Here is a 26,496-nt window from a genome sequence, read left to right as displayed (position 1 = left end):
TCGCACGGGGCGGAACATTCTTCTGCCCGCTTGTCGCGCGAATGGAGTCTCCATGCAGAACCCGGACATCGGCGACGACGAGGCGCTTCTGCGCCTGGTCAACAGTGTGATCTGGCCCGGCTTCCGCGGGCGCACCCTCCCAGGATGGGCGGAGGACGCCCTGCGCGACGGGCTCGCCGGGCTGGTCTACTTCGAGCAGAACATCGGAGGGCCGGAGGAGGTCCGTGCACTCTCTGCGCGCATCCACCAGCTGAACCCGGCCGCGGTGATCGGAGTGGATGAGGAAGGCGGCATCGTCACGAGGCTCGAGGCCCGCGACGGTTCATCGACGCCCGGCAATGCGGTGCTCGGCAAGGCGGACGACGTGGCCACGACCGAGGCCGTCTCCGCCTGGACGGGCGCCATCGTGGCGGCGGCGGGCATCGACATCGACCTCGCCCCGACCGTCGACGTCAACGTGGACCCGCGCAACCCGGTCATCGGCGTCCGCTCGTTCGGCGCAGATCCGGAGCTCGTCGCCCGGCACACCGGCGCGGCCGTCCGGGGCCTGCAGTCGGCCGGTGTCGCCGCGTGCGCCAAGCACTATCCCGGCCACGGGGACACCTCCACCGATTCGCACCTGGCGCTCGCCGTGAGCAATGCCACCGACCAGCAGTTCCACGAGGTGCACCTGCGCCCGTTCGCCGAGGCCGTGTCCGCGGGAGTGAAGGCCGTGATGACCGCGCACCTCCGGGTGCCGCAGCTCGGCGACGCGCCCGCCACCCTCAACCCCCGCGCGCTGGGCCTTCTCCGCTCGCTCGGCTTCGACGGCGTCATCGTCTCCGACGCCCTCGACATGGCTGCCATCCGCCACACCGTCGGGATGGGACGGGGAGCGGTGCTCGCGCTCCTGGCCGGGGTCGACCTGCTCTGCATCGGCAACCCCGTTCAGAACCCGCAGCACCCGGACGGCCCCACCGACGAGATGGAGTATCTCGACGTGCGGGATGCGCTGGTGGGCGCAGTGCGTTCCGGCGAGCTCCCCGCCTCCCGCGTCGCAGAGGCGGCTGAGCGCGTCGCCGCGCTGTCAGTCTGGGTGCGTTCCCAGCCGCGCGCGGCAGCAGCACCCCCGGCACCCGACCTCGACGCGATCGTCACCGCCTCCATCCGGATCGTGGGGGCCGCGCGTCTCGCCCCCGGCCCGCTGACCGTCGTGGACGCGCGAACCAAGCGCAACATCGCCGTCGGCGCCCAGGTCGACCATTTCACCCGCGCCCTCAGCAGCTACCGCGAGGTCGAGCGCGTCTGGCTCACCGATGCCGGGACGGCGGAGGACGCCGCCCGTCGCGCCGCCGACGTCCTCGCCTCCGCGGCCGCACCCGTCCTGATCGTCAACCAAGTGCAGAGCAACGCGCTGGAAGCCGGGGTCGTGGATGCGGTGCTCGCCCGCCGCCCGGAGACGGTGGTGATCGTGGCAGGCTGGCCGGGGCCCGGTGAGCCCGGCGCGGCGGCGAACGCCGTGTACGCGTACGGCTCGGCGCGCGTGAACGCCGCCGCGGTGGCGAGGGTGCTGTGCGGCTGAGTGCGGCGGCGCGCCCCTCGCACGCCGCTCACCGCAGCAGCGCCTCGATCATGTCCTGCCCCAGCCGGGCGGCGACGATCGCGTCGAACGTGTACACCACGTAGCGGCCGCGTCTGCTCGACGTGATGAACCCGGCCTCCCTCAGGATGGCCAGGTGCCTGGACACCTCCGGTGCGCTCAGGTGCCACGCCTCTGCGAGGTCCGCCGTGGTGTGCGGGCCGCGGATGAGGCTTCTGGCGAGCCGGAGCCTGATCGGGTTGTCGAGGGCGTGCAGGCGTTGCTCGATCACGTCGATGGCGGTGGTGGACGCGGACGTATCGCCCGCGGTCACCGGATACTGGATGACGGGCGACCACTTCGGGGCGTGCACCACGAGCAGATGAGGGTGGCCGAGCACGCTCGGAAGGAAGGTGATCCCAGCCTCGCCCGCCGTGGTGGAGGCATCCTGCAGCTTGTCGACCACGATGCGCGTCGCCGCTTTGTCGGTGGTCACCGCGGGAGAGAGCACCTCCAGCATGCGCGGCAGGCCCGCGGTCGCCAGCAGGTCGTGCTTGACCCGCGCATCGGCGGCCAGCGCCGGCCGGAGGCGCCGCCACAGCTCGCCGAAGAACGCCGAGTCGCAGTCTTCGAGCAGCTGCCGCATCATCGCCCTGGCGCGCGGAGGGTCGGACAGCACGAAGTCGACGAACGCCAGCTGGCGCGGCCCTCTGGCGAGCGCTCGTTCGCGTGCCACCTCGCGCGCTCGCGCATCCACGAGCGGCGAGCCGAGCTCACGGTGGAGCGGGAGTGTTCCGCAACTGCTGGTCAGCAGGGCTGCGGACACCCAGAGCTCGTCGTCCAGCGCGTCGACCGCATCCAGTTCGTCGGCGAGCTCGGTGCCGGGGTGAGCGGGGAGGAACATGTCGGCGCGGGAGGTGCGCCAGAGGAAATCGGCGTCGATCAGTCGTTCGAGGAGGTGCGGTTCCGTGGATGCGGCCACCGCAGCGACCCACCCCTGCTGGGCCGGATGGTGGGCGGGCTCGACGAGAAGGTGGATCGCTGACGCCAGCTCGGCGAGCGGGGAGGGGGAGAACCGGTAGTCCTCCGTGCCGACCCTGCTGACGTCGATCGAAACGCTCATGCCGAGATTGTCCCAAGAACCACGCGCGATCCTGCGACCGATTGACGATAACGGTCAATCCAAGCGCGCTCAGGGTCGGAAACGTCGATCGTGTGAGTCATGACAACGGCACCTCTCCGACTCTCCCATCGCCTCAGCGCCCGCCTGGCCGCCCTGCTGCTGACGCTCTCACGGCTCTCCGCCGGACGGCGGACGCGGTCGTCGGATCGCGCGCGGCTCCTGGCGGAACGGCTGGACCGGGCGGACGCGCTCCGCACCAGCGCCGAGCGGAGACGGCTCTGGCTCTGACAGCCCGCCCGCCTACCGCCCCGGCGGCGCCGTGCTCCCGCGCACGATCAGCTCCGGCACCGGGAATTCCGGACGGTCCGGCGGGCTCGTGCCTTCGATCTCGGCGAGCAGGAGGTCGATCGCGACGGCGCCGAGGAGGCTGAAGTCCTGGCGGACGGTCGTGAGCGGCGGGCTGAAGTGTTTGGCCTCCGGGATGTCGTCGAAGCCGACCACGCTCAGGTCGCCGGGCACGGACAGGCCGAGGTCGGCCGCCGCGTGGATGAGGCCGAGGGCCATCTGGTCGTTGGAGGCGAACACCGCCGTGTAGTCGCGCGGGCGCAGCAGCTTGAGGCCGACGTCGTAGCCGAGGTCGGAGGTCCAGTCGCCGAGGGCAGGCGGTGGAGGCGCGATGTCCCAGGCCGACATCTCTTCGAGGAAGCCGTGCATCCTCTCCTCCGCCTCGTTCCAGTCCTGCGGACCGGCCAGGTGCAGGATGCGCGAGTGGCCCAGTTCGAGCAGGTGGCGGGTGGCGAGGCGGGCGCCCTCCCGCTGGTCGAAGGCCACCACGCGTTCGCCGGGGGCATCCCGCCACTGCAGGCTGATGAACGGCACCCGGATGGAGACGCGCTGCAGGGCTTCGTGGGCGCGCTGCTGCGGGGCGATCATCACCACACCGTCCACGCCATGGGCGAGGAACGTGTCGAGCGCCGCCGCGAGGCTCTGCTCGTCCTCGCGGGCGAGCGTGGCAGAGACGATGGCGTAGCCGCGGGCCCTGGCGGCCTGGTCGACGGCGGCCGCCGCGCTGAACGGCCCGTAGTGCGAACGCGCCGTGACCACGACGCCGATGGTCGTGAAGCGGGAGGTGGCGAGCGCGCGGGCGGCGCTGTTCGGCCGCCAGGCGAGGTCGTCGATGACTTTGCGCACCTGCGCCTCGGTGGACGGCTTGATGTAGCGCTCGCCGTTGAGCACCCGGGAGACCGTTTGCCGGGAGACGCCGGCGAGCCGCGCGATGTCGCGGATGGACAGCGGGCGCGAAGAGTCGTCGTCGACTTTGTCCGTCATGCGCGCTCCGGGTTCTGGCGGTGCGACGCGACCGTCTGCACACGCGGTGTGCTGCTGATCTTAGGGGGCGCGGATGCTGTCCTGCTGTTCGCGCGACCACACGGATCGTGAGCGAATTGCGTCGGGGTGCTTGACGCCTGGGGGAGAAGGGGCATAACGTCTTACCGTTCTGGGACCGGTCACATATTTGGGACCAACCTAGCGGATGACGAGGGAGTCGCACAGATGGACGACGGATTGCGAGGAAGCGATTTGCTCCATGACGCCGCTGAGCTTCACCTCTCCCCAACGCTGACCGCCCCGGTCCTGCTGGACACCGCGCGCGACGGGCGCCCGGGCCACCACCTTGCTCGAAGGGAATCACAGTGAGATTGAAGAGAATTGCGATCGGGGCCGTCGCCATCGGCGTCGCCGTCATGCTGGCCGCCTGCTCCGGCGGCCGGCCGGGCACCGGAGGCGACGCAGGAAGCAGCGACAACAAGGGCGCCCTGGTCGGCGTCGCCATGCCGACCAAGGTGTCCGAGCGCTGGATCGCCGACGGAAACGCGGTGAAGAGCGACCTCGAGAAGAACGGATACAAGGTCGACCTCGAGTACGCGAACAACGACATCCCGACCCAGGTGCAGCAGGTCAACACCATGATCACCAAGGGTGCGAAGGTCCTGATCATCGCATCCATCGACGGTGGTTCGCTCACCGACCAGCTGGATGCGGCAGCCAAGGCCGGCATCAAGGTGATCTCGTACGACCGCCTCCTGACCGGTGACAAGAACGTCGACTACTACGTGTCGTTCGACAACTACAAGGTCGGCGTCTACCAGGCCAACTCGCTGCTCACCGGTCTGGGCGTGCTCGACGCAGACGGCAAGAAGACCGGCGCCAAGGGCCCGTTCAACATCGAGGTGTTCGCCGGAAGCCCCGACGACAACAACGCGACGTTCTTCTACAACGGCGCGATGGACACCCTCAAGCCGTACATCGCCGACGGCACCCTGAAGGTCGGCAGCGGCCAGACCGCGTTCAACCAGGTCGCCATCCTGCGCTGGGACCCGGCGACCGCCAAGGCCAGGATGCAGGACCTCGTCGCGAAGTCGTACTCCGGTGGAGCGGCCGTGCAGGGCGTGCTGTCCCCGTACGACGGACTCTCCGACGGCATCCTGAGCGCGCTGGAAGGCGCGGGCTACGGATCGGGCGGCAAGAAGCTCCCGATCATCACCGGGCAGGACGCCGAGGTGGCGAGCGTCAAGCAGATCATCGCGGGAACCCAGTACTCGACGATCTACAAGGACACCCGCCAGCTCGCCAACGAGGCCGCGAAGATGGCGAACGACATCCTCACCGGCAAGAAGCCAGAGGTCAACGACACGAAGAGCTACGACAACAAGACCAAGGTCGTGCCGAGCTACCTCTTCCAGCCGGTCGTCGTGACCAAGGACAACTACCAGAAGGTCCTCGTCGACAGCGGTTACTACAAGGAATCCGACCTGAAGTAGCCCGCAGGGCATGAACAGGGGTGGGCGCGGCGCCACAGCCGCGCCCACCCTCTCGCGAAGAAACAAGGGAGACCATGTCCGACACGATCCTCGAGATGCGGGGCATCTCGAAAACCTTCCCGGGGGTGAAAGCCCTCCAGGATGTCTCGATCTCCATCGAGGAAGGTACCGTCCACGCGATCTGCGGTGAGAACGGCGCAGGCAAATCGACGCTGATGAAGGTGCTGTCCGGCGTGTACCCGCACGGCACCTTCGACGGGGAGATCCTCCTGAACGGAGAGCCGGTCGAGTTCAAGTCGATCAACGACTCCGAAGCGGCAGGCATCGTCATCATCCACCAGGAGCTGGCACTGTCGCCGTACCTCTCGATCGCCGAGAACATCTACCTCGGCAACGAGCGGCAGCGCGGCGGGTTCATCGACTGGAACGAGACCAACGTCGAAGCGGGCAAGCTGCTGCGACGCGTCGGCCTGCGCGACAACCCGATCACCAAGATCAAGGACATCGGGGTCGGCAAGCAGCAGCTCGTCGAGATCGCGAAGGCGCTCTCGAAGGAGGTGCGCATCCTGATCCTGGACGAGCCGACCGCCGCCCTCAACGACGACGACTCCGCCCATCTGCTCGACCTCATCCGGCAGCTGAAGGATCACGGCATCACGTCGATCATCATCAGTCACAAGCTCAACGAGATCAAAGCGATCGCGGACAAGGTGACGATCATCCGCGACGGCCAGACCATCGAGACGCTGGACATGCGCAGCGACGACCCGAGCGAGAACCGCATCATCAAGGGGATGGTCGGCCGCGACGTCGCGAGCAGGTTCCCCGACCACGTCCCGCACATCGGCGCGGAGCTGCTGCGCATCGAGGACTGGACGGTGCACCACCCGCTCGACCGCGCCAGGAAAGTCGTCGACGGCGCCAACCTGATGGTCCGCGCCGGCGAGATCGTCGGCATCGCCGGACTCATGGGCGCCGGGCGCACCGAGCTGGCGATGAGCGTGTTCGGGCGCAGCTACGGCGTCAACATCAGCGGCCAGGTCTACAAGCGCGGGGAGCCGATCTCGGTGAGCACGGTCTCGAAGGCCATCGCCAACGGGATCGCGTACTCCACCGAGGACCGCAAGCGCTACGGGCTCAACCTGATCGACAACATCCAGCGCAACATCTCGATCGCGGCGCTCGACAAGCTGGTCGACTGGCTCAAGTTCGTGAACGAGCTCAAGGAGCGCGCGGTCGCGGACGACTACCGCAAGAGCATGAACATCAAGACGCCGAGCGTGTCGACCCTGACGGGCAAGCTGTCCGGCGGCAACCAGCAGAAGGTCGTGCTCTCCAAGTGGATGTACGCCGATCCGGATGTGCTCATCCTCGACGAGCCGACCCGTGGCATCGACGTCGGAGCCAAGTACGAGATCTACACGATCATCGACCGGCTGGCCGACGCGGGCAAAGGCATCATCGTCATCTCGTCCGAGCTGCCGGAGCTTCTCGGCATCTGCGACCGGATCTACACCCTGAGCGAGGGCCGCATCACGGCGGATGTCCCCCGCGAGAAGGCAACCGCCGAATACCTCATGCAACTCATGACACAGGAACGCGAGAAGACCACAGCATGAAAGCCCTCAGCACGGCCCTCAACTATCTGACAGGTCAGCTCCGCCAGATCGGCCTGTTCATCGCCCTGATCGTGATCGTGTTGTTCTTCCAGATCACCACGGCGGGCATCACGCTCGCACCGATCAACGTCTCCAACCTCATCGTCCAGAACAGCTACATCCTGATCCTCGCGGTCGGCATGGTGATGGTCATCATCGCGGGCCACATCGACCTCTCGGTCGGCAGCGTCGTGGCGTTCATCGGCGCGATGGCCGGTGTGATGATCTCGGAGTGGCACCTTCCGTGGCCGCTCGCGGTGGTGCTCTGCCTCGTGCTCGGCGCCATCGTCGGCGCCTGGCAGGGCTACTGGATCGCCTATTTCGGCATACCGGCGTTCATCGTGACGCTGGCCGGGATGCTCGTCTTCCGCGGTGCGGCGCAGATCGCCCTCGGCAACCAGCAGATCTCGTTCTTCCCGAAAGAGTTCCGCGCGATCGGCTCCGGCTTCCTGCCCACCTTCGGCACCTCCGGGTACGAACCGCTGACGCTCATCCTGGGGCTGCTGGCCTCCATCGCGATCGTCGCGAGCGCGGTGCGTCAGCGTCTGGTGCGCCGCAAGTACGACCTCGAGGACGAGCCGATCTGGTGGTTCGTGCTCAAGGTGGTCTTCCTGGTGCTGCTGGTGCTGATCGTCACCCTGCTGCTCGCCAGCTACAACGGGACGCCGATCGTGCTGATCATCCTGGGCGCCCTCGTGGTCGGGTACACGGCCGTGATGAACCGCTCGGTGTTCGGCCGCCACATCTACGCGATCGGCGGCAACCTGGCCGCGGCCCAGCTGTCCGGTGTCAAGACCAAGCGCGTGACGTTCCTGCTGTTCGTGAACATGGGCGTGATCTCGGCGATCGCCGGTCTCGTGTTCACGGCGGGGCTCAACCTGGCGAGTCCGAGCGCGGGCACCGGCTTCGAGCTCGACGCCATCTCGGCGGTGTTCATCGGAGGCGCAGCGGTCACCGGCGGCATCGGCACCGTCCCTGGCGCGATCATCGGTGGTCTGATCATCGGTGTCCTCAACAACGGGATGTCGATCCTCGGTGTCGACAGCGACTACCAGCTGCTCATCAAGGGCCTGGTGCTGCTCGCCGCCGTCGCGTTCGACGTGTACAACAAGCGCCGCTCGGTCGGCCAGTGACCCGGTGAGGCCAGGAGCGGGAACGCTCCTGGCCTCACGGCGTCGTCCACCCGTGGTTCACACCTCGAGCGACATGTCCAGCGTGTTCCCGTGCACGGGGTCGCCCCCGCGCACCAGCACGTACCGGTGCCGCACCACCGCCTGATACGTCACCAGCGGCCCCTCCGGTTCGAGGTCGGCCGGCTCCAGCTGCTTCTGCTCCGGCAGGCGCCGGTTGAGTGCCTGCAGCGCGGCCGCGACCTGATCGGCGGCCACCGGGGACGCCTCTGCGTCGAAGTACGCCGCTTCCGCACTGCCGACGGCGACCGTGGAGTCGAACACCGTGATCGCGACCGCGGCCCTGCTTGCGATGTTGCGCGAGTGCCGCGCATCCGGCGACGACACCCAGCAGATCCGGTCGGCGTCGAGCGGAGCGTAGAACACCGGGGTGACCCACGGCGCACCGGATGCGTCCGTGCTCCCGATCACGCAGTATCGGTTGGCGGCGAGGATGCCCTCGATGGCGGAACGGTCGGTCATGGTCGTCTTCTCCTTCGCTCGGCGGCGGGGGTGAACTCAGTCTGCCTCCGGCTGCTGCTCCTGCGCAGCGGAGTATTGCCGTGTGGCGCGTTCGCTGCTTGGATCGGTGCGACGAGAGGGGCATGCCATGGCCTTCGGTGAAGTGATTCCCTACTTGTACTACGACGACGCGGATGCAGCACTCGACTGGCTCGAGCGGGTGCTCGAGTTCGGGCCGTCGACGCGTTGGCGCCTGGGCGGGCCGTCCACCAAAGAGGCCGACATCCTCGTCGGGGAGAGCCGTATCTCGGTCTCGGGCCGGCCGCCGCGTGTCGGCGAGGGCGCCGGCGCTTTGCTCATCGTGCATGTCGATGACATCGACGCCTATCGGGCACGCGTCTCAGCGGCCGACGGCAATGCTCCGATCAGCGCCGTCCAGAAACAACCGTACGGGCCGCTCACCTTCACCATCGTCGACCCGTGGGGCTACCGGTGGAACTTCTGGCAGGGTGAGTCCGACCCGCCCGCCGACGCCGCGTTCGGCGAATAGGACGACTTACGTGTCACGCTGCCGGTGACGAACGACTGAACGGCCGTCAGTCAGCCTGCTGTTCCGCGCTGGCGGGCTTCCGGACGAACAGGGCGAGTACGATCACCCCGAGCGACAGGATGGCTCCGGCGAGGAACGCGAGGTGCGATCCGGCGGCAGCCGCGGCGGGCGACGGCAGGTCGGGGTCGGCGTTCGCCGTGGAGGCGACTCCTGTGGCGTAGAGGGCGACGAAGATCGCGGTCCCCGCGGCTCCCGCGACCTGCTGCAGGGTGGCGATGGTTGCGCTGCCGTGCGAGTAGAGGCGGGGAGGGAGCGAGCCGAGGGATGCGCTGAACGCGGGGGTGAACAGGAACGCGAGCGACAGCATCAGCACGATGTGGGCGCCGAGGAGCACGACCCAGGATGAGCCTTCGCCGAGTCCGAAGGCGAGGGTCCACAGCGCGGCGGCCAGGCCGATGGAGCCGGGGATGACCAGCGGGCGCGGGCCGAAGCGGTCGTAGAGGCGGCCGACGGTCGGGCCGGCGAGGCCCATCAGGAGGCCGCCCGGGAGCAGGATCGCGCCGATCCAAAGCGGTTCGAGGCCGAGCGTGTACCTGGCGAACTGGGGGAGCACGATGAACGCGCCGAACAGGGCGACCATCGCTGCGGTCATCATCGAGACGGAGACCGCGAAGTCGCGCGAGAGGAACGTGCGCAGGTCGAGCAGGGCCGAGTCCGTGCGCTGCAGCACGAGCTGCCGCCAGCCGAAGAAGCCGAGCGTCACAAGGCCGACGGCGACCGGGATCCAGGGCTGCACCGCCGCCCCGCCGACGGCTGCCGCGCCGATCTGGCTGAGTCCGAACACCAGGGCGGAGAACGCGACGGCGGACAGGATCACCGACAGCACATCCAGGGGCACCTTCCTGGTCTCGGAGACGTTCGGCACCTTGCGAACGCCGATGGCGAGCATGACCAGCGCGATGGGCAGCATCACCCAGAACAGTCCCTGCCACGGCAGCACCTGGATGAGGGCGCCGGAGACGATGGGACCGACGGCGGGCGCCACCGACATCACGATCGAGACGCGCCCCATGATCCGTCCGCGGTCGTCGGCCGGCACGACCGTCATCACCGTGGTCATCATCAGCGGCATCATGATCGCGGTGCCGACCGCCTGGATGACGCGACCGACCACGAGCAGCTCGAAGGCGGGGGAGAGGGCGGCGACCAGTGTGCCGAGTGCGAAGCTCGACATCGCGACCGTGAAGACGGGACGGGTGTCGAGTCGCTGCATCAGCCAGCCGGTGATCGGGATGACCACGGCCATCGTGAGTGCGAACGCGGTGGTCAGCCACTGCCCCTGCGTCGCGTCGATGTGCAGGGATTCCTGGATGCGCGGAAGGGCGACACCCATCATCGTCTCGTTCAGGAACACGACGAAGACGGCGGCGAGAAGGAGGGCGAGCGCTGTGCGGTTGCGGGCGGCCAATGGAGCGGTGGCCTGTGAGGCGGCGGCCAGTGGAGCGGTGGCCGACGGTGTGGTCGCCTCCGCCCGGTCGATGGTGTCGGTCATGTCAAACTCCCTTGATTGGTGTGCTGCAAAAAATAAAGCACACTGCAATTAATGAAGTCAAGTGGTAGAGTGACATTCATGACGAACCAGCACTACGGGCAGTTCTGCGGTCTGGCGCGCGCGGCGGAGATCGTCGGCCAGCGCTGGACGCTGCTCATCCTGCGCGACCTCAGCGTCGCGGCCCGCCGATACTCCGACCTGGCGAGCGGCCTCCCGGGCATCCCGACCAACACCCTGGCCTCCCGGCTGAAAGACCTGGAGGACGAGGGGATCGTCGCCCGCGTGGCGCCGTCGGGGGCCGAGCGTTCCGTCGTCTACGAGCTCACGCCGCGCGGCGACGAGCTGCGCCCGGTGCTGGATGCCCTTTCCCGCTGGGGAGCCGCAGGGATGCGGACCCCGCGCGACGGAGAGATCGTCACCACCGCATCCATCACGGCCGCACTGCGGGTGGCGGCAGGGGACGGCGTCGTCCCGCAGGACTGGGACAGCGCGTACACGGTGCGCGTCGGCGACATCGAGGCGCACGTCGTCATGCGCGACGGCGCGATCGAAGTCGGTCAGGGCCCGGCGGAGCAGCCGGACCTCGTGATCACGGCCGGCCCGCAGATCCGGGACGTGATGGCGGGCGAACTGGACGCGCCGACGGCCGTCGCGACCGGCGTGGTGCAGCTCGAGGGCGATGCGTCGCTGTTCGAGCGGTTCGCGGCGACGCTGCGCGTGCCGTACAGCCCGAACGCAGCCTAAGCCGCCAGCAGGCGCGCCTTCAGCGAGTCGAACTCCGCCTGGCTGATGGTTCCGTTGTCGAGCAACGTCTTCGCCTTCGCGATCTCATCGGCGGGCGACGACGTGGAGGCGACCGTGCGGATGTACGCGTCGGTCTCTCCCTGCGCACTCTGGACCTCGGCCATCTTCCTGCGGGCCATGCTCGGTCCGCGCGCGATGAGGTAGACCAGCGCGGTGATGAACGGCACGAAGACCAGGAAGATGATCCAGATCGCCTTCAGCCAGCCGTTCAGCTCGTGGTCGCGGAAGATGTCGGCGATGATCGAGAAGAGCACCATCAGGTACGAGATCCAGACGAAGATCCAGAACGAATACACCACGAAATCCCAGAAGTTCATGATCATGCCTCCGTGTGCTGGCGACCGCCGTGGGTTGTCACGGCGTAGATGATGAGCACGTCCATTGCAATGACGATCGCCGACCACCACGGCTGGGCCGGGATGAGCACCAGCTGGCCGAGCGCGCTCAGCACGGCCAGGATGATGGCGACGATCCGCGCCCACGTCTGACCGGCGAACAGGCCGCCGGCGGTGAGGACGATGAGGATGCCGATGATGAGGTTCCACCATCCCCATCCGGAGATGTCGAGCATGAACAGCGCCCCATGCGAGACCACGTAATACGGGTCGGGCGCGAAGATCGCGACGATGCCCTGAAGCACGCTGAACAGGCCGGACAGCAGCACCACGACCGAGGCGAAGACGCCCCAGGAGCTGTTCATGCTCCGGTCGGCCGTCGTCATGCTGCCGCTCCTCTGGCTGCCGGGCCGTTCGTGGGCCGCTGGACGGGCGCGGCGCTCTGCAGGGCCGCCGTGATGTCGATGGAGTGCGTTGCCGGAGTGCTGACCGCTGCCGGGTCGATGTGTGACATGGATTCCTCCGATGACCGCAGTTCGAGCGAACTGATGGTGCCGAAAGTAGTGGGGCACGGTTCGGGCGGCATCACCCCCGGGGGATGAGATCGGCCGTCTACTCGTACGAGTCCTGCACCTCGTTGTCCAGCTTCTCCTCGTCGACGGCGATCTCTTTCCTGGTCACACCGGTGGCGTGGGTCAGCAGTCCGGCGACCTCGTCGACCGTGTCAGGAGCGACAACGACGACGATTCCGGCGCTTCCCGCGTTCAGCGTCTCGCTGATCGTCTTGAGGGCGTCGGCGGACGAGTTGTTGGCGATGTGCCCCGCCAGCGCGCCGATCCCCGCTCCCGCGCCGCCCGCAGCCAGCAGGGCGCCGCCCAGCGCCACGGCAGGGAAGAGCGCGACGACGACGCCGCTCGCCAGGCCGATCGCCAGACCCTTCCTCCCGCCGTGGTGCTTCGCCTTGTCATCCCGCTTCGGGATGGAGACGGAGCCGTCCTTGCCGCGCACCACGACAGCGGCGTCGAAGGCCGCGTGCTTCCCTGCGCCCTTGAAATGCTCGTGTATCCGGTCGAAATCGGCGACGGCCTCTTCCTCGCTCGCATACTGGGCGGCGATCGCCACATACGGTTGATCCGACATCACAACGCTCCTCTTCTTCTCACCCCTGGTCCACCCTGTTCACCGAGATCAGTTCCACCGTCAGGTCGGCCAGCATCGCGAGCACGCCCTGGAGCCGTGCCTGGTCGGGGACCTCCCCGAGCAGGTACGTGTTGCCGTCCTCGACACGGGTGACCGTGAATCCTTCCAGCGCTTCGATCAGCGGAAGGCTCAGTGTGCCTTTCACCACGATCTCGAAAACCTCGGTGTGCACCGCTGACCCTCCCAACGGGCGTCGGCCGGAATCGTCACGTCCCCCTCATGGTCCGCGCGTCCGGCGTTCGCGTCATCATCCTCGGAGGGTGATGCCTGCGCTGGCCGGGAGCAGCGCCGCGTGCCACACTGAGAGGATCCCCAGGAGGGCGGCGACATGCTCGCAGGCCGATACGTACCGACATACGCTGTGGACAGACCGCAGCTGCTGCATGAACTCGATGTCGCCCTCGAACACCCGCTGACTCTGCTGGTCGCCCAGGCCGGCTCGGGCAAGTCGGTGCTGGTGAGTCAGTGGGTCGAGTCGCATCCCGAGGTCTGTTTCGCCTGGATGGATGTGGTCGGGGCCGACGGGGACGCCACCGTCTTCGGCGCTCACCTCATCGACGCGCTGGTCGAGAGCAGCCCGGCGTGCGGCGACATCGCCTCCATCGTCCTGGGTGCCGGGACCCCGTTCGGCCGCGCGTTCGTCACGGCGCTCGTCCCGAAGCTCAGCGCGACGGCGCAGATCGTGATCGTCCTCGAAGACCTGCACCACCTGAGCGAGCCGGCGCTGCTGGCCGAGCTGGGCGAGGCGGTCGCGCTGCTGCCGCCCAACATCCACCTGCTGATCACCAGCCGCTCCGACTCTCCCGTGGCGTGGACGGGCGTTCGGCTGCGCTACGAGGTCCCCGAGCTGCGGCAGGCCGCGTTCGCGATGTCGTACGACGAGTCCGCGCAGCTGGTGGCCGCGATCACCGGGCGCGAACTCGACAGAGCGAGCGTCGCGACCCTGCTGGACAGGACGGAGGGGTGGGTGGCCGGCATCCAGATGGCCGCGATGACCCTGCGGCTCCGCCGGGACTCCACCCAGTTCATCGCCGAGTTCGGCGGCTCGGACCGGCTCGTCGCCGACTACCTCACGGGAGAGGTGCTCGGCGCGCTCCCTCCCGGCGACCGCGAGACGCTGTTCGAGCTGTGCGCTCTCGACTATTTCAGCGCCGAACTGCTCTCCGACCTCGGCCTGGGCGAGCGCAGCTCCGACCTCATGGGCAGGCTCGAACGCCAGTCCCTCTTCCTCGTGCCGCTGCGCGACTCCCGCGAGTGGTTCCGGTTCCACCAGCTGTTCCGCGACCTGCTCCGCTACCGGATGCGGTCGGAGGCGCCGGGCACGGAGGCCCGGATCCTGGAGGGCGCCGCCGCGTGGCACCGTGCCCACGGCGACGAGGGCATCGCGGTCGAGTACCTGCTCAGGGCGCACGACTGGGAGAGCGCGATCGACGTCATCCTCGACTCGGCGGTCGAGGCGATCGAGGCGGCGGACGTCGGCTCCCTCGCGCGCTGGCTGGGTGCGCTGCCCGCCGACGTGCTCGCCGAGCGGGTGGATGTGCAACTGCTGCTGGGCATCCTCACCGGGATGAGCGGTGACGCCGGTCTGGCGGAGAACCGCCTGCGCGCCATCGCCGACCGGCCGGAGAGCACGCTGTTCGAGCGGGCGTGCGCACAGACCTTCCTCTCCGCGCTGGTGCACTGGGGGCACCGGCCGGAGGTGGCCATCGCCTGCGCGGAGCAGGCCCTGGCATCCATCGAGCGGATCGGGGACGCGCAGAGGCCGAGCAGGCTTCCCGGCGTCGACGCCATGACCACGATCGCCATGCTCTCGCTCGGCCGCGCCCACTTTCTCGTCGGGAACTTCGCCCAGGCCCGCCACTGGCTCACCGCGGCTCTCGCGACGGACGGCGCAGGGCACTCCGTCTGGCGCATCGCGGTGCTCGGCTCGCTCGCCCTGCTGAGTGCGTGGTGCGGTCGCACCGGCATCGCCGACCGCTACGCAGAGGACGCTCTCGCCCTCGCCCGCGAGACGAACAACTGGCGGCATCCGAGCACGGCGGAGGCGCACCTCGCACTGGCGCTGACCGCGATCGAGCGTGTGGAGCCCGGCCGTGCGAGGGCCGAATACCGCGAGGGGCTCGCCCGCATCGCGGCGACCGGTCGCCGCCAGCTCTCCTGGGTCGCATACGCGGCGATCTGCGACGTGGTCGACCTGGCGGAGAACGACAGGCTCCCCGGGCCGCCGACGGGTCCGTCGCCGCCGGTCGTCGCCGACCGCCTCCTCGCCAGGCAGAGCAGGTCGCTCCGGCTGAGCGGGGCGCCGGACAGCGCGAGGAGACTCTCGGACCGCTCCCGCGTGACCACCACGTCCGTGGTGTTCGAGGAGGCGGCGGCTGAGCTCGCACTCGGGCATCCGGATGCGGCCAGGGAGTTCGTACGGCATCTCTCCGACCTGCCGGATGCTGCCGAACCGCTCGGCAAGGCCAGGGCGCTCATCCTCGAGTCGTGGTGCTCGGCGGCTGTCGGGCTGGACGACAGGGCCGACGGCCTGCTGTCTGAGGCGATGGACATCGCGGACAGGCACGGGCTCGTCCGGGTCTTCCTCCAGGCAGGCACGGTGGTCGTCCGGCGCGTGGAGCACCTGGCCGACGGGCTGTTCCACCCCACCTGCCTCGCCGTGCTCGCTGCCGCCGGCGACCATCCGGATGCGTCCGGCGAGCTCGAACCGGCCGGAGCGTTCACCGGTCGCGAGCTGGAGCTGATCGCCCTGCTGCCCACCCGGCTGACCAACACCGAGCTGGCGGCGAGGTTCGTCATCTCGGTGAACACCGTGAAGACCCACATGGCGCACATCTATCGCAAGCTGGGCGTGGCCAATCGCCGCGACGCCATTGCGAAGGCGACGCAGTACGGGTTGATCGACAGAGCGGCGACCGTGCTCGAAGCGTCGCGCTGACGTTCGCCGGTCAGCGCGCCGGCGGCGGGGGCGGCGGTGTGCTCGTCGTGCCGTCGCTGCCGCCCATGTCCATCCGCGGCTCGCTGTGGCGCGGCTCGCGGCGGTCGTCGTCGACGGCCCGGTCGGCTGCCGTTGTCCGGTCGGCCTCCACGGTCCGGTCGGCCTCCACGGTCCTCGCACCGTTCTTATCCGTGCGCACGTCGGGGTCGACCGCGTCGGCCTTCGTCAGCTTCTCGTCGACCGATGCGCGGGCGTCGCGCGCCTCGGCGGCGTGCGTCTCGGCGTCGCGGCGTCGCCGTTCGGCTTCGACCTCCGCCTGCTTCGCGTCCGCCTCGGCCTGGGACGCCTTGGCCTCCCGTTCGCGCGCGGCGAGGTCGTCGTCGCGCGCGGCGACCCGGAGCTCCTCCGCCCGGTGCCGGTCGAGTTCCTGCTTCCGTCGCCGTCCCGCTGTCGAGGCGATCACGACGATGATCGCGATCACCACCACCACGACGACGATCAGGATGATCCATCCGGTTGTGTTCATGTCGGGTCATCGTACGCGCGCGACGCCAGGGGGCTAGTCCCTGCACCCGCCGTCAGATGAGCACGAGCGTCAGGCACAGCAGTAGCACGGAGGCGCCCTGGATGACGGCGCGCACTGTGATGATCGATTCCCACTTGTCCTGCAAGAGGCGGGCGTCGATGGGCACCTCGTCGGCCAAGGCTGCGGCGCTGAGCCGGACGTTGATCGGCTTCGAGACGCGGGCGAAGAGACCCAGCCAAACGAGAAGCAGCAGCAGCGCGCAGCCCGCGAGCGCACCGGCGACGGGTGACATCGCGATGAACGCCAGCCCCGTGGTGAGCGCGGTGAAGACGACTCCGGTGACCCCGACCACGGGGAGTCTCCGATCGCCGACGTGGTGCCCGCGGCCCACGGCCTGAACGAGAGTGCGATCGTCGACGGCGGCGTAGACGGGCCGCAGAACGACAGCTGCCAGCACGTCGGCGCCATAGATCACGGCGACGCTGAGTATGGCGACGATAGCGGTGATGGAAACGATCAGGTCCACAGGTGTTCCTTTGCTTGTTCGGAGGTCGGTCGGCGGAGGTCTCGCTTGGAGGGGACGCTCATCGATACCCGAACTGCGCACGGGTCAGCGCGTCGAAGGTGCGGTCGGGAAGGATCGTCGCCAGAGCGACAGCGAGGTTCGAGCCAGGTCCGATCCGATAGCGCGTGCGCGGCCGGTCGACGAGGGCGGCCTTCGCGATGAGCGCTGCCACCGCATCCGGGGTCGAGAACTGCCTGGCGAGCCGTGGGTTGGCGAAGTATGCGCGCATCGCGGCGGCCATCGACGCATACGGGCCACGGGCCGATGCGGCCTCCAGGCGTTCCATCGCGTGGTCGTGCCAGTCTGTGGCGACGTAGCTCGGTTGCACGACGGCGACATCGATCCCGTATGGACGGACCTCACCGCGGAGGGAGTCGGAGAGCGCTTCGATGGCGAACTTCGACGCGTGATACCAGCCGCCGAGTGGAGAGGCGAACTCGCCGGCGAGTGAGGAGACGTTGACGATCCGGCCGCTGCGCGCCGCACGCATTCCGGGCAGCACGGCCTGGATGAGGCCGACCGCTCCGAGGACGTTCACCTCGAGCTGCCGGCGGGCGTCGGAGAGTGCTGTCTCTTCGACACTCCCGAACTCGCCATATCCGGCGCAATTGACGAGCACGTCGATGGTCCCGGCGTCGCGCGTCACGGTGTCGACGGCCGCGTGGATGGATCCGGCGTCGGTCAGGTCGAGGGCGACGGGAGTGACCCCGGGGATGCTCTCGATCGAGCGGGTGTTTCGCGCCGCCCCGAAGACGGACGCTCCGCCCGACGCGAGGAGCGCTGCAGTGCGCGCGCCGATGCCGGACGATGCACCGGTGATCAGAATCGTGGTCATGCGAGCCTCTTTCTGTGAATGACGTTCACAGATGCAGACGTTACAGTGAACGTCATGCACAGTCAAGAGGATCGCGCGCTCCGGCAACTCTGGGGTATCGACGTTCCGGTCGCCCGAGGCCCGAAAGCACGCTGGAGCCCGACGCAGCTGGCGGCAGCGGCGGTCGAACTTGCTGACGAGACCGGACTCGATGGGATCTCGCTCGGAAAAGTGGCGGAGCGGCTGGGGATGGCGACGACCGCCGTCTATCGCTACGTCGACTCCAAGGGCGAACTGATCGAACTGATGGTGGATGTTGCTGTGGGAGATCCGCCGCCGATCGACGGAGATGACTGGCGCGAGTGCTGCCGGCGGTGGACGACAGCGCTGGCGGACCGTTACGCCGACCATCCCTGGCTGTGCGACGTCTCGCCGAGGCGGATGCCGACGCAGCCGCGCGCATATGCCTGGATCGACGCGCTCGTCGGCTCGGTCGCGGGCGCCGTCGAGGCGGACGCGTTGCGGGTGGCGCTGCTGCTCGACAGCCTGGTGCGCACCTATGCGTCTCTCGAACGGGGAGTGCGGGGCGGCACGCCCCCGTCGTGGCTCGGGGAGGCCGTCGCGGCACGCTACCCTCGGCTGGCTTCCGCCGCAGGGCAGGACGTCTCCGACGCACGCCTGGAACTCGACTTCGCCGTCGACGCGGTGTTGCGGGGCATCGGCGAGGCGGTGTGCTGACGTGACGGGGCGGGGTGGTTGCTTAAGCAACCACCCCGCCCCGACGGCACTGCTAGGCGACGACCGCCTTCTGGTTCTCGTTCTGGTGGTCGGTGGCCGAGTCGACGCGGATCTTCCGCGGCTTGGCCCGCTCGACGACCGGGATGACGACGCTGAGCACGCCGTTGTCGTAGCTGGCGCTGATGCGCTCAGCATCGACGTCGTCGCCGATGGTGAACTGCCGCAGGTACGAGCCGAACGGCCGCTCCTGGGCCAGCCAGCGCGAGTTCTCCCGGTTGGCGGCCGAGCGCTGCGCCCTGATCGTCAGCAGGTGACCGTCGACGTCCACGTCGACCGAACCGGGGTCGACGCCGGGGAGGTCGGCGTTGAGCACGTACTGGTCACCCTCGCGGAACAGGTCGACGGGCATCAGCCGCGGCTGCCTGCTGGTGTCGAACACGCTCTGCGCGATCCTGTCCAGCTGGCTGAAAGGATCAAATGACATCGACATGGTGAGATTCTCCTTCCATCGGTGTGGCGGCACGGTGCCGCCGGGTTGTGTTCGTGGTGTCGGCATGGCCAGGCGTCCTGGCCCGGTGTCACGGTGGTGACCGGATCGATGCGCGCGGCTCCGGTGCTCGCGGTCCGCCGTGCGGATGCGACGTCGTCCGCCGATCGGGATGCGCGGCCGCGTCCCGCGACCGAGGAGCGTCGGCCGTCGTCGCCGGCGCATCCCAGAAGCCGGAGACGATCTGCTCGAACTCCGCATCCACCCACTCCTGATCGGAGCAGAGGATCTCCGCGAACTCGTCCACCGTCTGCTCGACCACGTCCGCCACTGTCACGGTTCATCACCTCCATACCTGTCGTCGCGTGCCGCCGCGAAGCCGGATGCCGAGGCCCGACTCCGCGACCCAGAGAGGATGTGGATCAGTTGATGCATATTTTCTACATCAACAGTTGACAGTTCGCAAGTGCTCCGCGCACAATTCGAAGATGAATCAGCCGCCAGGAAGCCGCCCGGTCTACAGCATGGCCGTCGCCTCCGACCTGCTCGGACTCCCGCCCGCGACCCTCCGGCTGTACGAGCGCAAGGGCCTGCTCACTCCGGCGCGAACCGACGGAGGGACCCGGCGGTACAGCGGAGACGACATCGAGCGGATGCGCAGGATCGCCGACCTCCAGGGCGACGGCCTGAACCTCGCCGGCATCGAGAGGGTGATCGGCCTGGAGGCGGAGAACGCTTCCCTCCGGCGGGAGCTCGACGAGCGGGGGTGAGTTCGGTCAGTCCGCCAGCAGCATCCCGAACCACGGCTCGACGACCGCGGCGATGTCGTCGCTGTCGAGGTCGAGCTCGGGGAGGTCGACGAAGTGCCTGGCGATCGTCATCCCGAGGATGCTCGACACCAGCACGGCCGCGCGCAGGCGGGCGTCGTCGCGGTCGCTCGTGCGTGCCAGGTTGTCGACCCGGTCTTCCAGATAGTCGCGCATCACTGTCGCCGCCTGCGGCGAGGTGAGCATGGAGCGCACGAGAGCCTTCGTGTGCGGCGGCAGCTCGCGCAGCCGGAGATCCAGGACCTCCGCCAGGTGTTGCGGCACCTGTTCGGCGCTCAGGTCGGGCGCCGGCCGGACCGCCAGGGCGAACAGCGCCTGCTTCGAGCCGTAGTGCTGCAGCACGAGCGACGGGTCGACGCCCGCGCGCTGCGCGATTCCGCGCACGGTGGCGCCGTCGGCGCCGCGCTCGCCGAACTCGGTCTGTGCGGCATCGAGGATCTTAGCGGCGGTCGCCGCCCGTCGCTCTGCCCGCGTCATCGACTCATCCACGGCATTCACTCTACAACGGTTGAGTGAAGTGGTACTGTTTCGCTCAACAACAGTTGAGTGAAATGAGAAGAACATGGACACACACACGACCAGCCCGAACAGGGCCGTGCTCGTGATCGGCGCATCCCGGGGGCTGGGGGAGGCGATCGTCGAGGAGTACGTCGCCCGCGGCTCCCGGGTCGTGGGAACCGTGCGCGGCGACGCGCCGACTCCCCTGCACGCCTTCGCCGAGCGGGCGGGCGGCGCGGTCGAGATCGAGCACGTCGACATCACCAAACGGGACGAGGTGGATGCGCTGAGCAGGCGTCTCTCCGGGCGCACCTTCGATCTGCTGTTCGTCGTCGCCGGTATCGCGCTCGTCCCCCGGAGCGCCATCGCCGCCGACATCCTGGACGACGAGTTCGAACGGATGATGTACACGAACGTGCTCAGCGTGATCCGCACCGTCGAGGCGCTCGACGACCTGGTCGCGCCGGACGGCACCATCGCCGTCATGTCGTCCGGACAGGGGAGCGTCGCCAACAACCGCACAGGCGGATTCGAGGTCTACCGCGCCAGCAAGGCGGCGCTCAACCAGCTGATGCGCAGCTACGCGGCCCGACACGACGGCGAGGATCGCGCGCTCCTGCTGACAGCCCCCGGCTGGGTGCAGACCGACATGGGCGGCTCGGGCGCGACGCTGCGCATCGAGGAGAGCATCCCGCCCCTGGTCGACACGGTGGATGCGCAGCGCGGCGCGGCCGGCCTGCAGTACCTCGACAGGAACGGGGAGACGGTGCCCTGGTGATCGGTCGCTGGGTGCTCGGACGCTTCGGGGAAGTCATTCGTTCTGTGTAGCAAGACCCGTCGAGCGACGGATGAGGGCCACGCAGCCGCCCGGATAGCGTCCGGGTATGCCCACCGTTCCCCTCCGCACCGCCGCGCTCGCCGCCCTCCCGACCGTGCCGCAGCGTGTGCTGTTCGCGTCCGCCGTCGCCCTCAGTGCGCTCGTGCTCGTGGTGCCGTTCCCCGGAAGCCTGAGCGTCGTCGCCACCAGGTGGCTCGTCGCCGTCTCGGCGGGCGTGCCCGGCGTGGGCCTCCTCTCGGAGGTCGCGCTGGTGGCGCTCGCCGCCGGAGTGACCGCAGCCATCGTCCTGAGCTGGCGACGGCAGCCGGCCGCCCGGGTCCGCGTGGTCGCCCTGGTCGTCTCGGTCGGGATCGCGTACGCGGCGAGCGAGTCGATCAAGCTGCTCGTCACGGAGCTGCGCCCCTGTCAGCGGTGGCCGCTGGCGGAGGAGTGCGCGCCGCTCGGCGACTGGTCGTTCCCGTCGAACCACGCGACGCTCGCGTTCGCGGCCGCCGCCGTCATCGCGGTGCTGTCCCGCCGCTTCGCCGTGATGGTTGCGGCCTTCGGATGCGCGGCCCTCGTCGCGTTCGACCGGGTCGCGCAGGGCGCCCACTATCTCCACGACGTCGCGGCCGGCGCGGTTCTCGGTCTCGGGATGGTCGTGGTCGCCCTGGTCTGCGCCGCACTGGTTCTGCGCCGGAGGCCGTCCGCCCGTCAGCGCGACCGGGATGCGAGCACGTAGGCCGGCACGGCGACCGCGGCCACCACGATGTGCATCGCCACCAGCGCGAGGATGGCGGTTCCCGTCGCGCCCGGCATGAACTGGAGTACCGCCAGCAGGATGTCCGGGATGAACGACAGCAGCAGCACCACAGGGACGAGGATGGTGAGCATCCGGCGCGGATCTCGCGCGTGACGTTCCACCAGGCGCCAGCCGATCCACCCCGCCAGGATGCCGAGGATCGTCATCGAGACGTACGCGGGCACGGAGAGTCCGCCGAAGTCAGCCGGGGCGCCCGCCGCTTTCGCGATGGTCGCCACGACGGCGTTGAGCGCGATCGCGATGGCGACCGCGACGACGAGGATGACCGCGACGCGCGGCTTCGAGAGTGCCGCCACCGGTGCTGCGGTGGCCGAGGTTGTTGCCATGACTCCTCCAAACGGTCGGGGGAACGAGCGCCTATTACGGATACGCCGTTCTCGTAATTGGTTACGGTACTCTTAAGTACCGTAAACCGGCAAGCGATTTACGGGAACACCCGAACCCGGAAGGTAGACTCCTCTCCCATGTCCGCCGACGCGACGCAGCCCTCCGGTCGACCCCGGGACTCCGGGCTCGAGCACCGCATCATCGAGGCGACCCAGGATCTGCTGATCGAGCGGGAGTACGTCGGCACGACGATCGCCGCTGTCGCGGCGCGTGCCCGCTGCGGCAAGTCGGCGATCTACCGCCGCTGGGAGACGAAGGTCGATCTGGTCGTCGCCGCCGTGCGCGCGACCCAGACCAGGCTCGACCCGCAGGACACCGGCTCGCTGCGCGAGGACCTCCGCCGCACCGCGATGCACTTCGCCGGCTCCGACGAACGCTCCGGCCGCATCCTGGCCAGCCTGCTCAGCGCCCTCGGCAGCGATCCGGACCTCTATCAGGCTGCCAACCGCGACGTCGGCAGTCCGCCGGCCGCTGCGCTGAGGGAGGTCATCGAACGGTGGATCGCCAGAGGGGTCGTGCCCGCCGACGTCCCCGTCGCCCTGATTGCGGGGCTCGTGCCCACCGCCGCGTTCGGCAGCGTCGTGCTGCGCAAGCAGTACCTCGACGAGGAGGCGGTGACCGAGCTCATCGACCGGGTGGTCCTGCCCGCTCTGGGGCAGCCGACCGGATCGGCGGAGCGCTCGACCCCGTGAGCCGCGGCGTCAGCGGTCGAACTGCTCCCAATGCCCCTCGCTGAAAACCTCGACACGGTCGCCGACCACGGCGATCGCGGTCTGATCGTCGATCGCATACGACCGGCCCGGGATGCGCTCGGCCCAGCGCCGCGCGGCCTCGAGCGTGTTCTCCGTCCAGCCCGGGTAGTCCAGGTGCGGGAAGATCGAGAAGTCGACCAGCCCGAGCGTCTCGTCCGGCCCCTCCGGCTGCCAATCGAGGAACTCCGCCCCCACGCGCGGAGTCAGCACCATACTCCCGGCACTCACTCCCACCCAGACGGTGTCGACGAGCTCGGGCAGCATCCCGGCCAGGCCGGACTGGAGTATCCACGTGTAGAGGAATCTCGCCTCCCCGCCGTCGACCAGCAGCACATCGGCGTCGCGCACCCACGGCATCCAGCGCTCCTCCGCAATGCTCGGCAGTGCCGTCAGTTCGAGCACGCCCACCGACTTCCAGCCGAGCCCGACGAGCCCGCCATCGCCCTCCCAGCGGTCCGCCGTCGACCTCCACACGCTCTCCGGGCTGCAGAGCGGCTGCCCCCACTGCGCAGTGGGGATGAAGAGGGCGCGGCTGTCGGCGATCGGCTTTCCGAGCATCCCGATCAGCGATGCGCGGATGCTGTCGTTGGTGACCCCGCCCGATGTGAGCAGCAGCTTCATCCTCGTCCCCCGTCCGATGCCTGGAATCCTAACTCGTGACGTGCCGCCGGAAGATCCAGTCGACGGTGCCCCGCCAGGTTTTCCGCAGCTCGCGGTTCCGGCGCCACTCGCGCCAGGTGAGCCAGATGATCACCACATCCAGGATGGTCAGGACGACCACCCCGACGGACGGCGCCGTGACGAGCTCGTACACCTGGAACACCACGAACACACCGAGCGCGGCCATCGCCCACGGGTAGACGCGCCGGGATCCGACCAGCAGCGCGACGACGATCGCCAGCTTCACCACACCATGCAGCACCAGGTAGGCCGCGATGAACATCTGACTCCCGGTGTGCAGGTGAGAGACGCCGTGCACGAGAAGGTTGGCGACGAGGTCGTGCGGATCCTCGGTGAGCTCCTTCGACGTCGCGGCATGGGCGGCGGACTTCACCTGGCCGGGCGTCACGAAAAGCAGCGCGATCCCGCCGATCGTCTCCAGGAGCCCGTCGATTCCTTTGAAGAGCACCCCGACGAGGAACACCAGGTCGAGTACTCGCTCCCTCATCGTTCCCCCGCTTCTCGGATGCGCCGTCAACAACCATTGTCGGCGATCCCCTGGGCGGAGCAGAACGCGCCGTCACACCGCCTCGAGCACGACCGCGGATCCCTGACCTCCACCGCCGCAGATGCCCGCGGCGCCGAGCGAGCCGGCTCCGAGCGCGGTCAGCCTGCGTGCCAGGTGACCGACGATCCTGGCTCCGGATGCTCCGATCGGGTGACCGAGCGCGATCGCGCCTCCGTGTGTGTTGACGATGGCGGGGTCGACGCCGAGCTCGCGTGTCGAGTGGACGGCGACGGCCGCGAAGGCCTCGTTGATCTCCACGGCGCTCAGTTCCGTCGGCGAGAGTCCCGCCGTCGTCAGGGCGGCATGGATGGCACGGGAGGGCTGGGCGTGCAGCGAGACGTCCGGGCCGGCGACGAACGCGTGCGAGCGGACGCGGGCGATGCCCGCGATGCCGCGAGCCGCCGCGGCTGCCGCGCTCATCAGCACCACGGCGGCTGCGCCGTCCGTGATCTGCGACGAGTTGCCCGCCGTGATGGTGCCGTCTGCGCCGAAGGCCGTCCGCAACCGGCCGAGGGACTCCACCGTGGTGTCGGCTCGGAGCCCGTCGTCTGCCGTGACGATGACCTGGCCCTTCCTTCCCGGAACGCCGACAGGGACGATCTCCGCGGCCTGCGCGTCGGCCGACACCGCCAGCCGCTGGTGCGACGCCGCCGCCCACGCGTCCTGCTCGGCGCGGTCGAGGCCGAGTCGCGTGTTCCCGTCCTCCGTCGAGGAGCCCATCGACCGTTTCTCGAACGCGTCGGTGAGGCCGTCCCGTTCGAGGGTGTCGACCAGCTCGATCGCACCATACCGGGAGCCCGCCCGCGATCCCGGCCAGGCATGGGGTGCGAGCGACATCGACTCCTGGCCGACGGCCACGACGATGGAGGCCTCTCCCGCGTCGATGAGCCTCGCACCGGTGACGACGGCCTCCATCCCGGACAAGCACACGGCGTTGAGTGTCATCGCCGGAACGGTGAGCGGGATCGCGGCTCCGACAGCGGTCTGGCGCGCCGGATTCTGCCCCGCCGCGGCCTGGAGCACCTGCCCGGCGAACACCGCATCCACCTCGGCTGCGGCGATCCCGGCGCGCTCCAGCGCGCCGCGGACGGCGGTGGCTCCCAGCTCGGTCGCCGGGACGGCGGCGAACTGTCCGGTGTACCGGACGAACGGGGTGCGCGCGTACCCGACGATGAGTGCGGTCACGCGGACACCACCCCGGCGGAGAAGACGGGCTGCGACTCCGGCAGCGTGAACGCCGCCGCCGTCTTCTCCCGCAGCTCGGCCTCCGTGACGCCGGGCGCCGTCGCCCGCAGCACCAGCCCGGCGGGGGTGACGTCGAAGACGGCGAGGTCGCTGATGATCCGGTCCACGACCCCTGCTCCGGTGAGTGGCAGATCGCAGGTGGTCACGATCTTCGGGGTCCCGTCCTTGGAGACGTGGTCGGTGAGCACGATGACCCTGGGCGTGCCGGCGACCAGGTCCATCGCGCCGCCCATCCCTTTCACCAGACGGCCGGGGATGGTCCAGTTGGCCAGGTCGCCGTTGGCTGCGACCTGGAGAGCGCCGAGAACGGCGGTCGATACGTGGCCGCCGCGGATCATCCCGAACGAGGTCGCCGAATCGAAGCAGCTGCCGCCGTCGAGGAGCGTGACGGTCTGCTTGCCGGCGTTGATGAGGTCGGCGTCCTCCTCGCCCTCGTAGGGGAAGGGGCCCATTCCGAGGAGGCCGTTCTCGCTCTGCAGGGTCACCCGGACGCCCGGCGGCAGGTGGTTGGCTACGAGCGTCGGGATGCCGATTCCGAGGTTGACGTACTCGCCGTCGCGCAGTTCGGAGGCCGCGATGGCCGCCATCTCGTCTCTGGTCCATGCCACGGTCTTCTCC

The 26,496-nt window shown here is 69.0% G+C and carries 33 protein-coding genes; 13 read left to right on the top strand and 20 right to left on the bottom strand.

The annotated features are described in order from the left end of the window. Positions 1 to 52: 52 nt before the first annotated feature. On the top strand, positions 53 to 1,561 hold the full coding sequence (locus tag HF024_RS16395) for a glycoside hydrolase family 3 protein (protein ID WP_168690292.1): 1,509 nt from the start codon (positions 53 to 55) through the stop codon (positions 1,559 to 1,561). A gap of 28 nt (positions 1,562 to 1,589) precedes the next feature. Here HF024_RS16395 and HF024_RS16390 read toward each other — a convergent pair whose 3' ends face one another. Beyond that, positions 1,590 to 2,681 carry a DUF5937 family protein gene (locus tag HF024_RS16390; protein ID WP_168690291.1) on the bottom strand — a complete coding sequence of 364 codons (1,092 nt, stop codon included), beginning with the start codon at positions 2,679 to 2,681 and terminating at the stop codon, positions 1,590 to 1,592. 99 nt (positions 2,682 to 2,780) lie between these two features. On the opposite strand from HF024_RS16390, the gene HF024_RS16385 reads away from it, so the two are divergent. Then, a complete protein-coding gene (locus tag HF024_RS16385; protein ID WP_168690290.1) occupies positions 2,781 to 2,969 on the top strand; it encodes a hypothetical protein in 189 nt (62 codons plus the stop codon). A gap of 12 nt (positions 2,970 to 2,981) precedes the next feature. Here HF024_RS16385 and HF024_RS16380 read toward each other — a convergent pair whose 3' ends face one another. Beyond that, positions 2,982 to 4,010, bottom strand: a complete 1,029-nt coding sequence (locus HF024_RS16380) for a LacI family DNA-binding transcriptional regulator (protein WP_168690289.1) — start codon at positions 4,008 to 4,010, stop codon at positions 2,982 to 2,984. A 365-nt stretch (positions 4,011 to 4,375) separates the two neighbouring features. Here HF024_RS16380 and chvE point away from each other — a divergent pair, with 365 nt between their 5' ends. The 3 genes from chvE (at position 4,376) to mmsB (ending at position 8,294) form a co-directional block, all read left to right on the top strand. Continuing rightward, positions 4,376 to 5,503 (top strand): multiple monosaccharide ABC transporter substrate-binding protein, encoded by a 1,128-nt coding sequence (chvE, locus tag HF024_RS16375; RefSeq protein WP_281727771.1) that lies wholly within the window; start codon positions 4,376 to 4,378, stop codon positions 5,501 to 5,503. 74 nt (positions 5,504 to 5,577) lie between these two features. Then, positions 5,578 to 7,122 (top strand): multiple monosaccharide ABC transporter ATP-binding protein, encoded by a 1,545-nt coding sequence (mmsA, locus tag HF024_RS16370; RefSeq protein WP_168690288.1) that lies wholly within the window; start codon positions 5,578 to 5,580, stop codon positions 7,120 to 7,122. Beyond that, positions 7,119 to 8,294 carry a multiple monosaccharide ABC transporter permease gene (gene mmsB / locus HF024_RS16365; protein WP_085369049.1) on the top strand — a complete coding sequence of 392 codons (1,176 nt, stop codon included), beginning with the start codon at positions 7,119 to 7,121 and terminating at the stop codon, positions 8,292 to 8,294. The genes mmsA and mmsB overlap by 4 nt, the downstream gene beginning before the upstream one ends. Before the next feature lie 57 nt (positions 8,295 to 8,351). On the opposite strand, the gene HF024_RS16360 is transcribed toward mmsB, so the two are convergent. Continuing rightward, the gene (locus HF024_RS16360) at positions 8,352 to 8,813 is read right to left on the bottom strand and encodes a pyridoxamine 5'-phosphate oxidase family protein (RefSeq protein ID WP_168690287.1); all 462 of its coding nucleotides are present in this window, start codon (positions 8,811 to 8,813) and stop codon (positions 8,352 to 8,354) included. A gap of 127 nt (positions 8,814 to 8,940) precedes the next feature. Here HF024_RS16360 and HF024_RS16355 point away from each other — a divergent pair, with 127 nt between their 5' ends. Beyond that, on the top strand, positions 8,941 to 9,342 hold the full coding sequence (locus HF024_RS16355; RefSeq protein ID WP_168690286.1) for a VOC family protein: 402 nt from the start codon (positions 8,941 to 8,943) through the stop codon (positions 9,340 to 9,342). Between the two features lie 46 nt (positions 9,343 to 9,388). On the opposite strand, the gene HF024_RS16350 is transcribed toward HF024_RS16355, so the two are convergent. Continuing rightward, complete coding sequence (locus HF024_RS16350; RefSeq protein ID WP_210723971.1) at positions 9,389 to 10,894, bottom strand: DHA2 family efflux MFS transporter permease subunit; 1,506 nt, start codon at positions 10,892 to 10,894, stop codon at positions 9,389 to 9,391. A gap of 78 nt (positions 10,895 to 10,972) precedes the next feature. Here HF024_RS16350 and HF024_RS16345 point away from each other — a divergent pair, with 78 nt between their 5' ends. Beyond that, positions 10,973 to 11,638: a winged helix-turn-helix transcriptional regulator gene (locus HF024_RS16345; RefSeq protein WP_168690285.1), complete on the top strand. Its 666-nt coding sequence runs from the start codon at positions 10,973 to 10,975 to the stop codon at positions 11,636 to 11,638. Here HF024_RS16345 and HF024_RS16340 read toward each other — a convergent pair. From HF024_RS16340 to HF024_RS16325, 5 genes are all read right to left on the bottom strand, one after another. Further along, positions 11,635 to 12,015 carry an SHOCT domain-containing protein gene (locus HF024_RS16340; RefSeq protein ID WP_085369106.1) on the bottom strand — a complete coding sequence of 127 codons (381 nt, stop codon included), beginning with the start codon at positions 12,013 to 12,015 and terminating at the stop codon, positions 11,635 to 11,637. The genes HF024_RS16345 and HF024_RS16340 overlap by 4 nt on opposite strands. Positions 12,016 to 12,017: 2 nt before the next feature. Continuing rightward, complete coding sequence (locus tag HF024_RS16335) at positions 12,018 to 12,419, bottom strand: hypothetical protein (protein WP_168690284.1); 402 nt, start codon at positions 12,417 to 12,419, stop codon at positions 12,018 to 12,020. Beyond that, positions 12,416 to 12,547, bottom strand: coding sequence for a hypothetical protein (locus HF024_RS20000; RefSeq protein WP_281727770.1), 132 nt, complete (start codon positions 12,545 to 12,547; stop codon positions 12,416 to 12,418). The genes HF024_RS16335 and HF024_RS20000 overlap by 4 nt, the downstream gene beginning before the upstream one ends. 98 nt (positions 12,548 to 12,645) lie before the next feature. Further along, entirely contained in the window at positions 12,646 to 13,173 is a 528-nt protein-coding gene (locus HF024_RS16330; protein WP_168690283.1) for a DUF1269 domain-containing protein, read from the bottom strand. 19 nt (positions 13,174 to 13,192) lie between these two features. Next, entirely contained in the window at positions 13,193 to 13,405 is a 213-nt protein-coding gene (locus HF024_RS16325; protein WP_168690282.1) for a hypothetical protein, read from the bottom strand. 189 nt (positions 13,406 to 13,594) lie between these two features. Here HF024_RS16325 and HF024_RS16320 point away from each other — a divergent pair, with 189 nt between their 5' ends. Continuing rightward, complete coding sequence (locus HF024_RS16320; RefSeq protein WP_168690281.1) at positions 13,595 to 16,171, top strand: LuxR C-terminal-related transcriptional regulator; 2,577 nt, start codon at positions 13,595 to 13,597, stop codon at positions 16,169 to 16,171. A 10-nt stretch (positions 16,172 to 16,181) separates the two neighbouring features. Here HF024_RS16320 and HF024_RS16315 read toward each other — a convergent pair whose 3' ends face one another. From HF024_RS16315 to HF024_RS16305, 3 genes are read right to left on the bottom strand one after another with little or no spacing between them, the layout of a single operon-like run. After that, a complete protein-coding gene (locus HF024_RS16315; protein ID WP_168690280.1) occupies positions 16,182 to 16,697 on the bottom strand; it encodes a hypothetical protein in 516 nt (171 codons plus the stop codon). Positions 16,698 to 16,749: 52 nt separating this feature from the next. Further along, positions 16,750 to 17,223, bottom strand: coding sequence for a DUF1772 domain-containing protein (locus tag HF024_RS16310; protein ID WP_168690279.1), 474 nt, complete (start codon positions 17,221 to 17,223; stop codon positions 16,750 to 16,752). A gap of 58 nt (positions 17,224 to 17,281) precedes the next feature. Then, entirely contained in the window at positions 17,282 to 18,097 is an 816-nt protein-coding gene (locus HF024_RS16305; protein WP_168690278.1) for an oxidoreductase, read from the bottom strand. Positions 18,098 to 18,151: 54 nt separating this feature from the next. Between HF024_RS16305 and HF024_RS16300 the strand changes: the two genes are divergently transcribed. Further along, positions 18,152 to 18,814 (top strand): TetR/AcrR family transcriptional regulator, encoded by a 663-nt coding sequence (locus tag HF024_RS16300; protein WP_247597454.1) that lies wholly within the window; start codon positions 18,152 to 18,154, stop codon positions 18,812 to 18,814. Positions 18,815 to 18,866: 52 nt separating this feature from the next. Here the strand turns inward: HF024_RS16300 and HF024_RS16295 are convergent, their stop codons facing one another. Both HF024_RS16295 and HF024_RS16290 read right to left on the bottom strand, forming a co-directional pair. Continuing rightward, positions 18,867 to 19,304 (bottom strand): Hsp20/alpha crystallin family protein, encoded by a 438-nt coding sequence (locus HF024_RS16295; RefSeq protein ID WP_168690276.1) that lies wholly within the window; start codon positions 19,302 to 19,304, stop codon positions 18,867 to 18,869. Positions 19,305 to 19,392: 88 nt separating this feature from the next. Then, positions 19,393 to 19,638 (bottom strand): hypothetical protein, encoded by a 246-nt coding sequence (locus HF024_RS16290; RefSeq protein ID WP_168690275.1) that lies wholly within the window; start codon positions 19,636 to 19,638, stop codon positions 19,393 to 19,395. A 151-nt stretch (positions 19,639 to 19,789) separates the two neighbouring features. Here HF024_RS16290 and HF024_RS16285 point away from each other — a divergent pair, with 151 nt between their 5' ends. Beyond that, positions 19,790 to 20,071, top strand: coding sequence for a MerR family transcriptional regulator (locus HF024_RS16285; RefSeq protein ID WP_168690274.1), 282 nt, complete (start codon positions 19,790 to 19,792; stop codon positions 20,069 to 20,071). Between the two features lie 6 nt (positions 20,072 to 20,077). On the opposite strand, the gene HF024_RS16280 is transcribed toward HF024_RS16285, so the two are convergent. Continuing rightward, positions 20,078 to 20,617, bottom strand: coding sequence for a TetR/AcrR family transcriptional regulator (locus tag HF024_RS16280; RefSeq protein ID WP_168690273.1), 540 nt, complete (start codon positions 20,615 to 20,617; stop codon positions 20,078 to 20,080). Positions 20,618 to 20,690: 73 nt separating this feature from the next. On the opposite strand from HF024_RS16280, the gene HF024_RS16275 reads away from it, so the two are divergent. Together HF024_RS16275 and HF024_RS16270 are read left to right on the top strand one after the other, a co-directional pair. After that, positions 20,691 to 21,404, top strand: coding sequence for an SDR family NAD(P)-dependent oxidoreductase (locus HF024_RS16275; protein ID WP_168690272.1), 714 nt, complete (start codon positions 20,691 to 20,693; stop codon positions 21,402 to 21,404). A 106-nt stretch (positions 21,405 to 21,510) separates the two neighbouring features. After that, positions 21,511 to 22,185: a phosphatase PAP2 family protein gene (locus tag HF024_RS16270; protein WP_168690271.1), complete on the top strand. Its 675-nt coding sequence runs from the start codon at positions 21,511 to 21,513 to the stop codon at positions 22,183 to 22,185. Here the strand turns inward: HF024_RS16270 and HF024_RS16265 are convergent. Continuing rightward, positions 22,158 to 22,592 carry a DUF6069 family protein gene (locus HF024_RS16265; RefSeq protein ID WP_168690270.1) on the bottom strand — a complete coding sequence of 145 codons (435 nt, stop codon included), beginning with the start codon at positions 22,590 to 22,592 and terminating at the stop codon, positions 22,158 to 22,160. The two genes, HF024_RS16270 and HF024_RS16265, sit on opposite strands and share 28 nt — an antisense overlap. A 138-nt stretch (positions 22,593 to 22,730) precedes the next feature. On the opposite strand from HF024_RS16265, the gene HF024_RS16260 reads away from it, so the two are divergent. Further along, positions 22,731 to 23,345 (top strand): TetR/AcrR family transcriptional regulator, encoded by a 615-nt coding sequence (locus HF024_RS16260; RefSeq protein WP_168690269.1) that lies wholly within the window; start codon positions 22,731 to 22,733, stop codon positions 23,343 to 23,345. A gap of 9 nt (positions 23,346 to 23,354) precedes the next feature. On the opposite strand, the gene HF024_RS16255 is transcribed toward HF024_RS16260, so the two are convergent. The 4 genes from HF024_RS16255 to HF024_RS16240 all read right to left on the bottom strand — a co-directional run bounded on the left by HF024_RS16255 (position 23,355) and on the right by HF024_RS16240 (position 26,486). Next, positions 23,355 to 24,026: a Type 1 glutamine amidotransferase-like domain-containing protein gene (locus HF024_RS16255; protein WP_168690268.1), complete on the bottom strand. Its 672-nt coding sequence runs from the start codon at positions 24,024 to 24,026 to the stop codon at positions 23,355 to 23,357. Positions 24,027 to 24,054: 28 nt separating this feature from the next. Continuing rightward, entirely contained in the window at positions 24,055 to 24,573 is a 519-nt protein-coding gene (locus HF024_RS16250; protein WP_168690267.1) for a DUF2127 domain-containing protein, read from the bottom strand. Positions 24,574 to 24,645: 72 nt separating this feature from the next. After that, positions 24,646 to 25,818 carry an acetyl-CoA C-acyltransferase gene (locus tag HF024_RS16245; protein ID WP_168690266.1) on the bottom strand — a complete coding sequence of 391 codons (1,173 nt, stop codon included), beginning with the start codon at positions 25,816 to 25,818 and terminating at the stop codon, positions 24,646 to 24,648. Further along, positions 25,815 to 26,486: a CoA transferase subunit B gene (locus HF024_RS16240; RefSeq protein WP_168690265.1), complete on the bottom strand. Its 672-nt coding sequence runs from the start codon at positions 26,484 to 26,486 to the stop codon at positions 25,815 to 25,817. Before HF024_RS16240 ends, HF024_RS16245 begins: the two co-directional genes overlap by 4 nt. Between the last annotated feature and the right edge of the window lie 10 nt (positions 26,487 to 26,496).

This window comes from Leifsonia sp. PS1209 (assembly GCF_012317045.1).
Classification (GTDB): domain Bacteria; phylum Actinomycetota; class Actinomycetes; order Actinomycetales; family Microbacteriaceae; genus Leifsonia.
The sequence above is the reverse complement of the archived record's forward strand: the minus strand, read 5'-3'. Positions and strand labels throughout refer to the sequence as shown.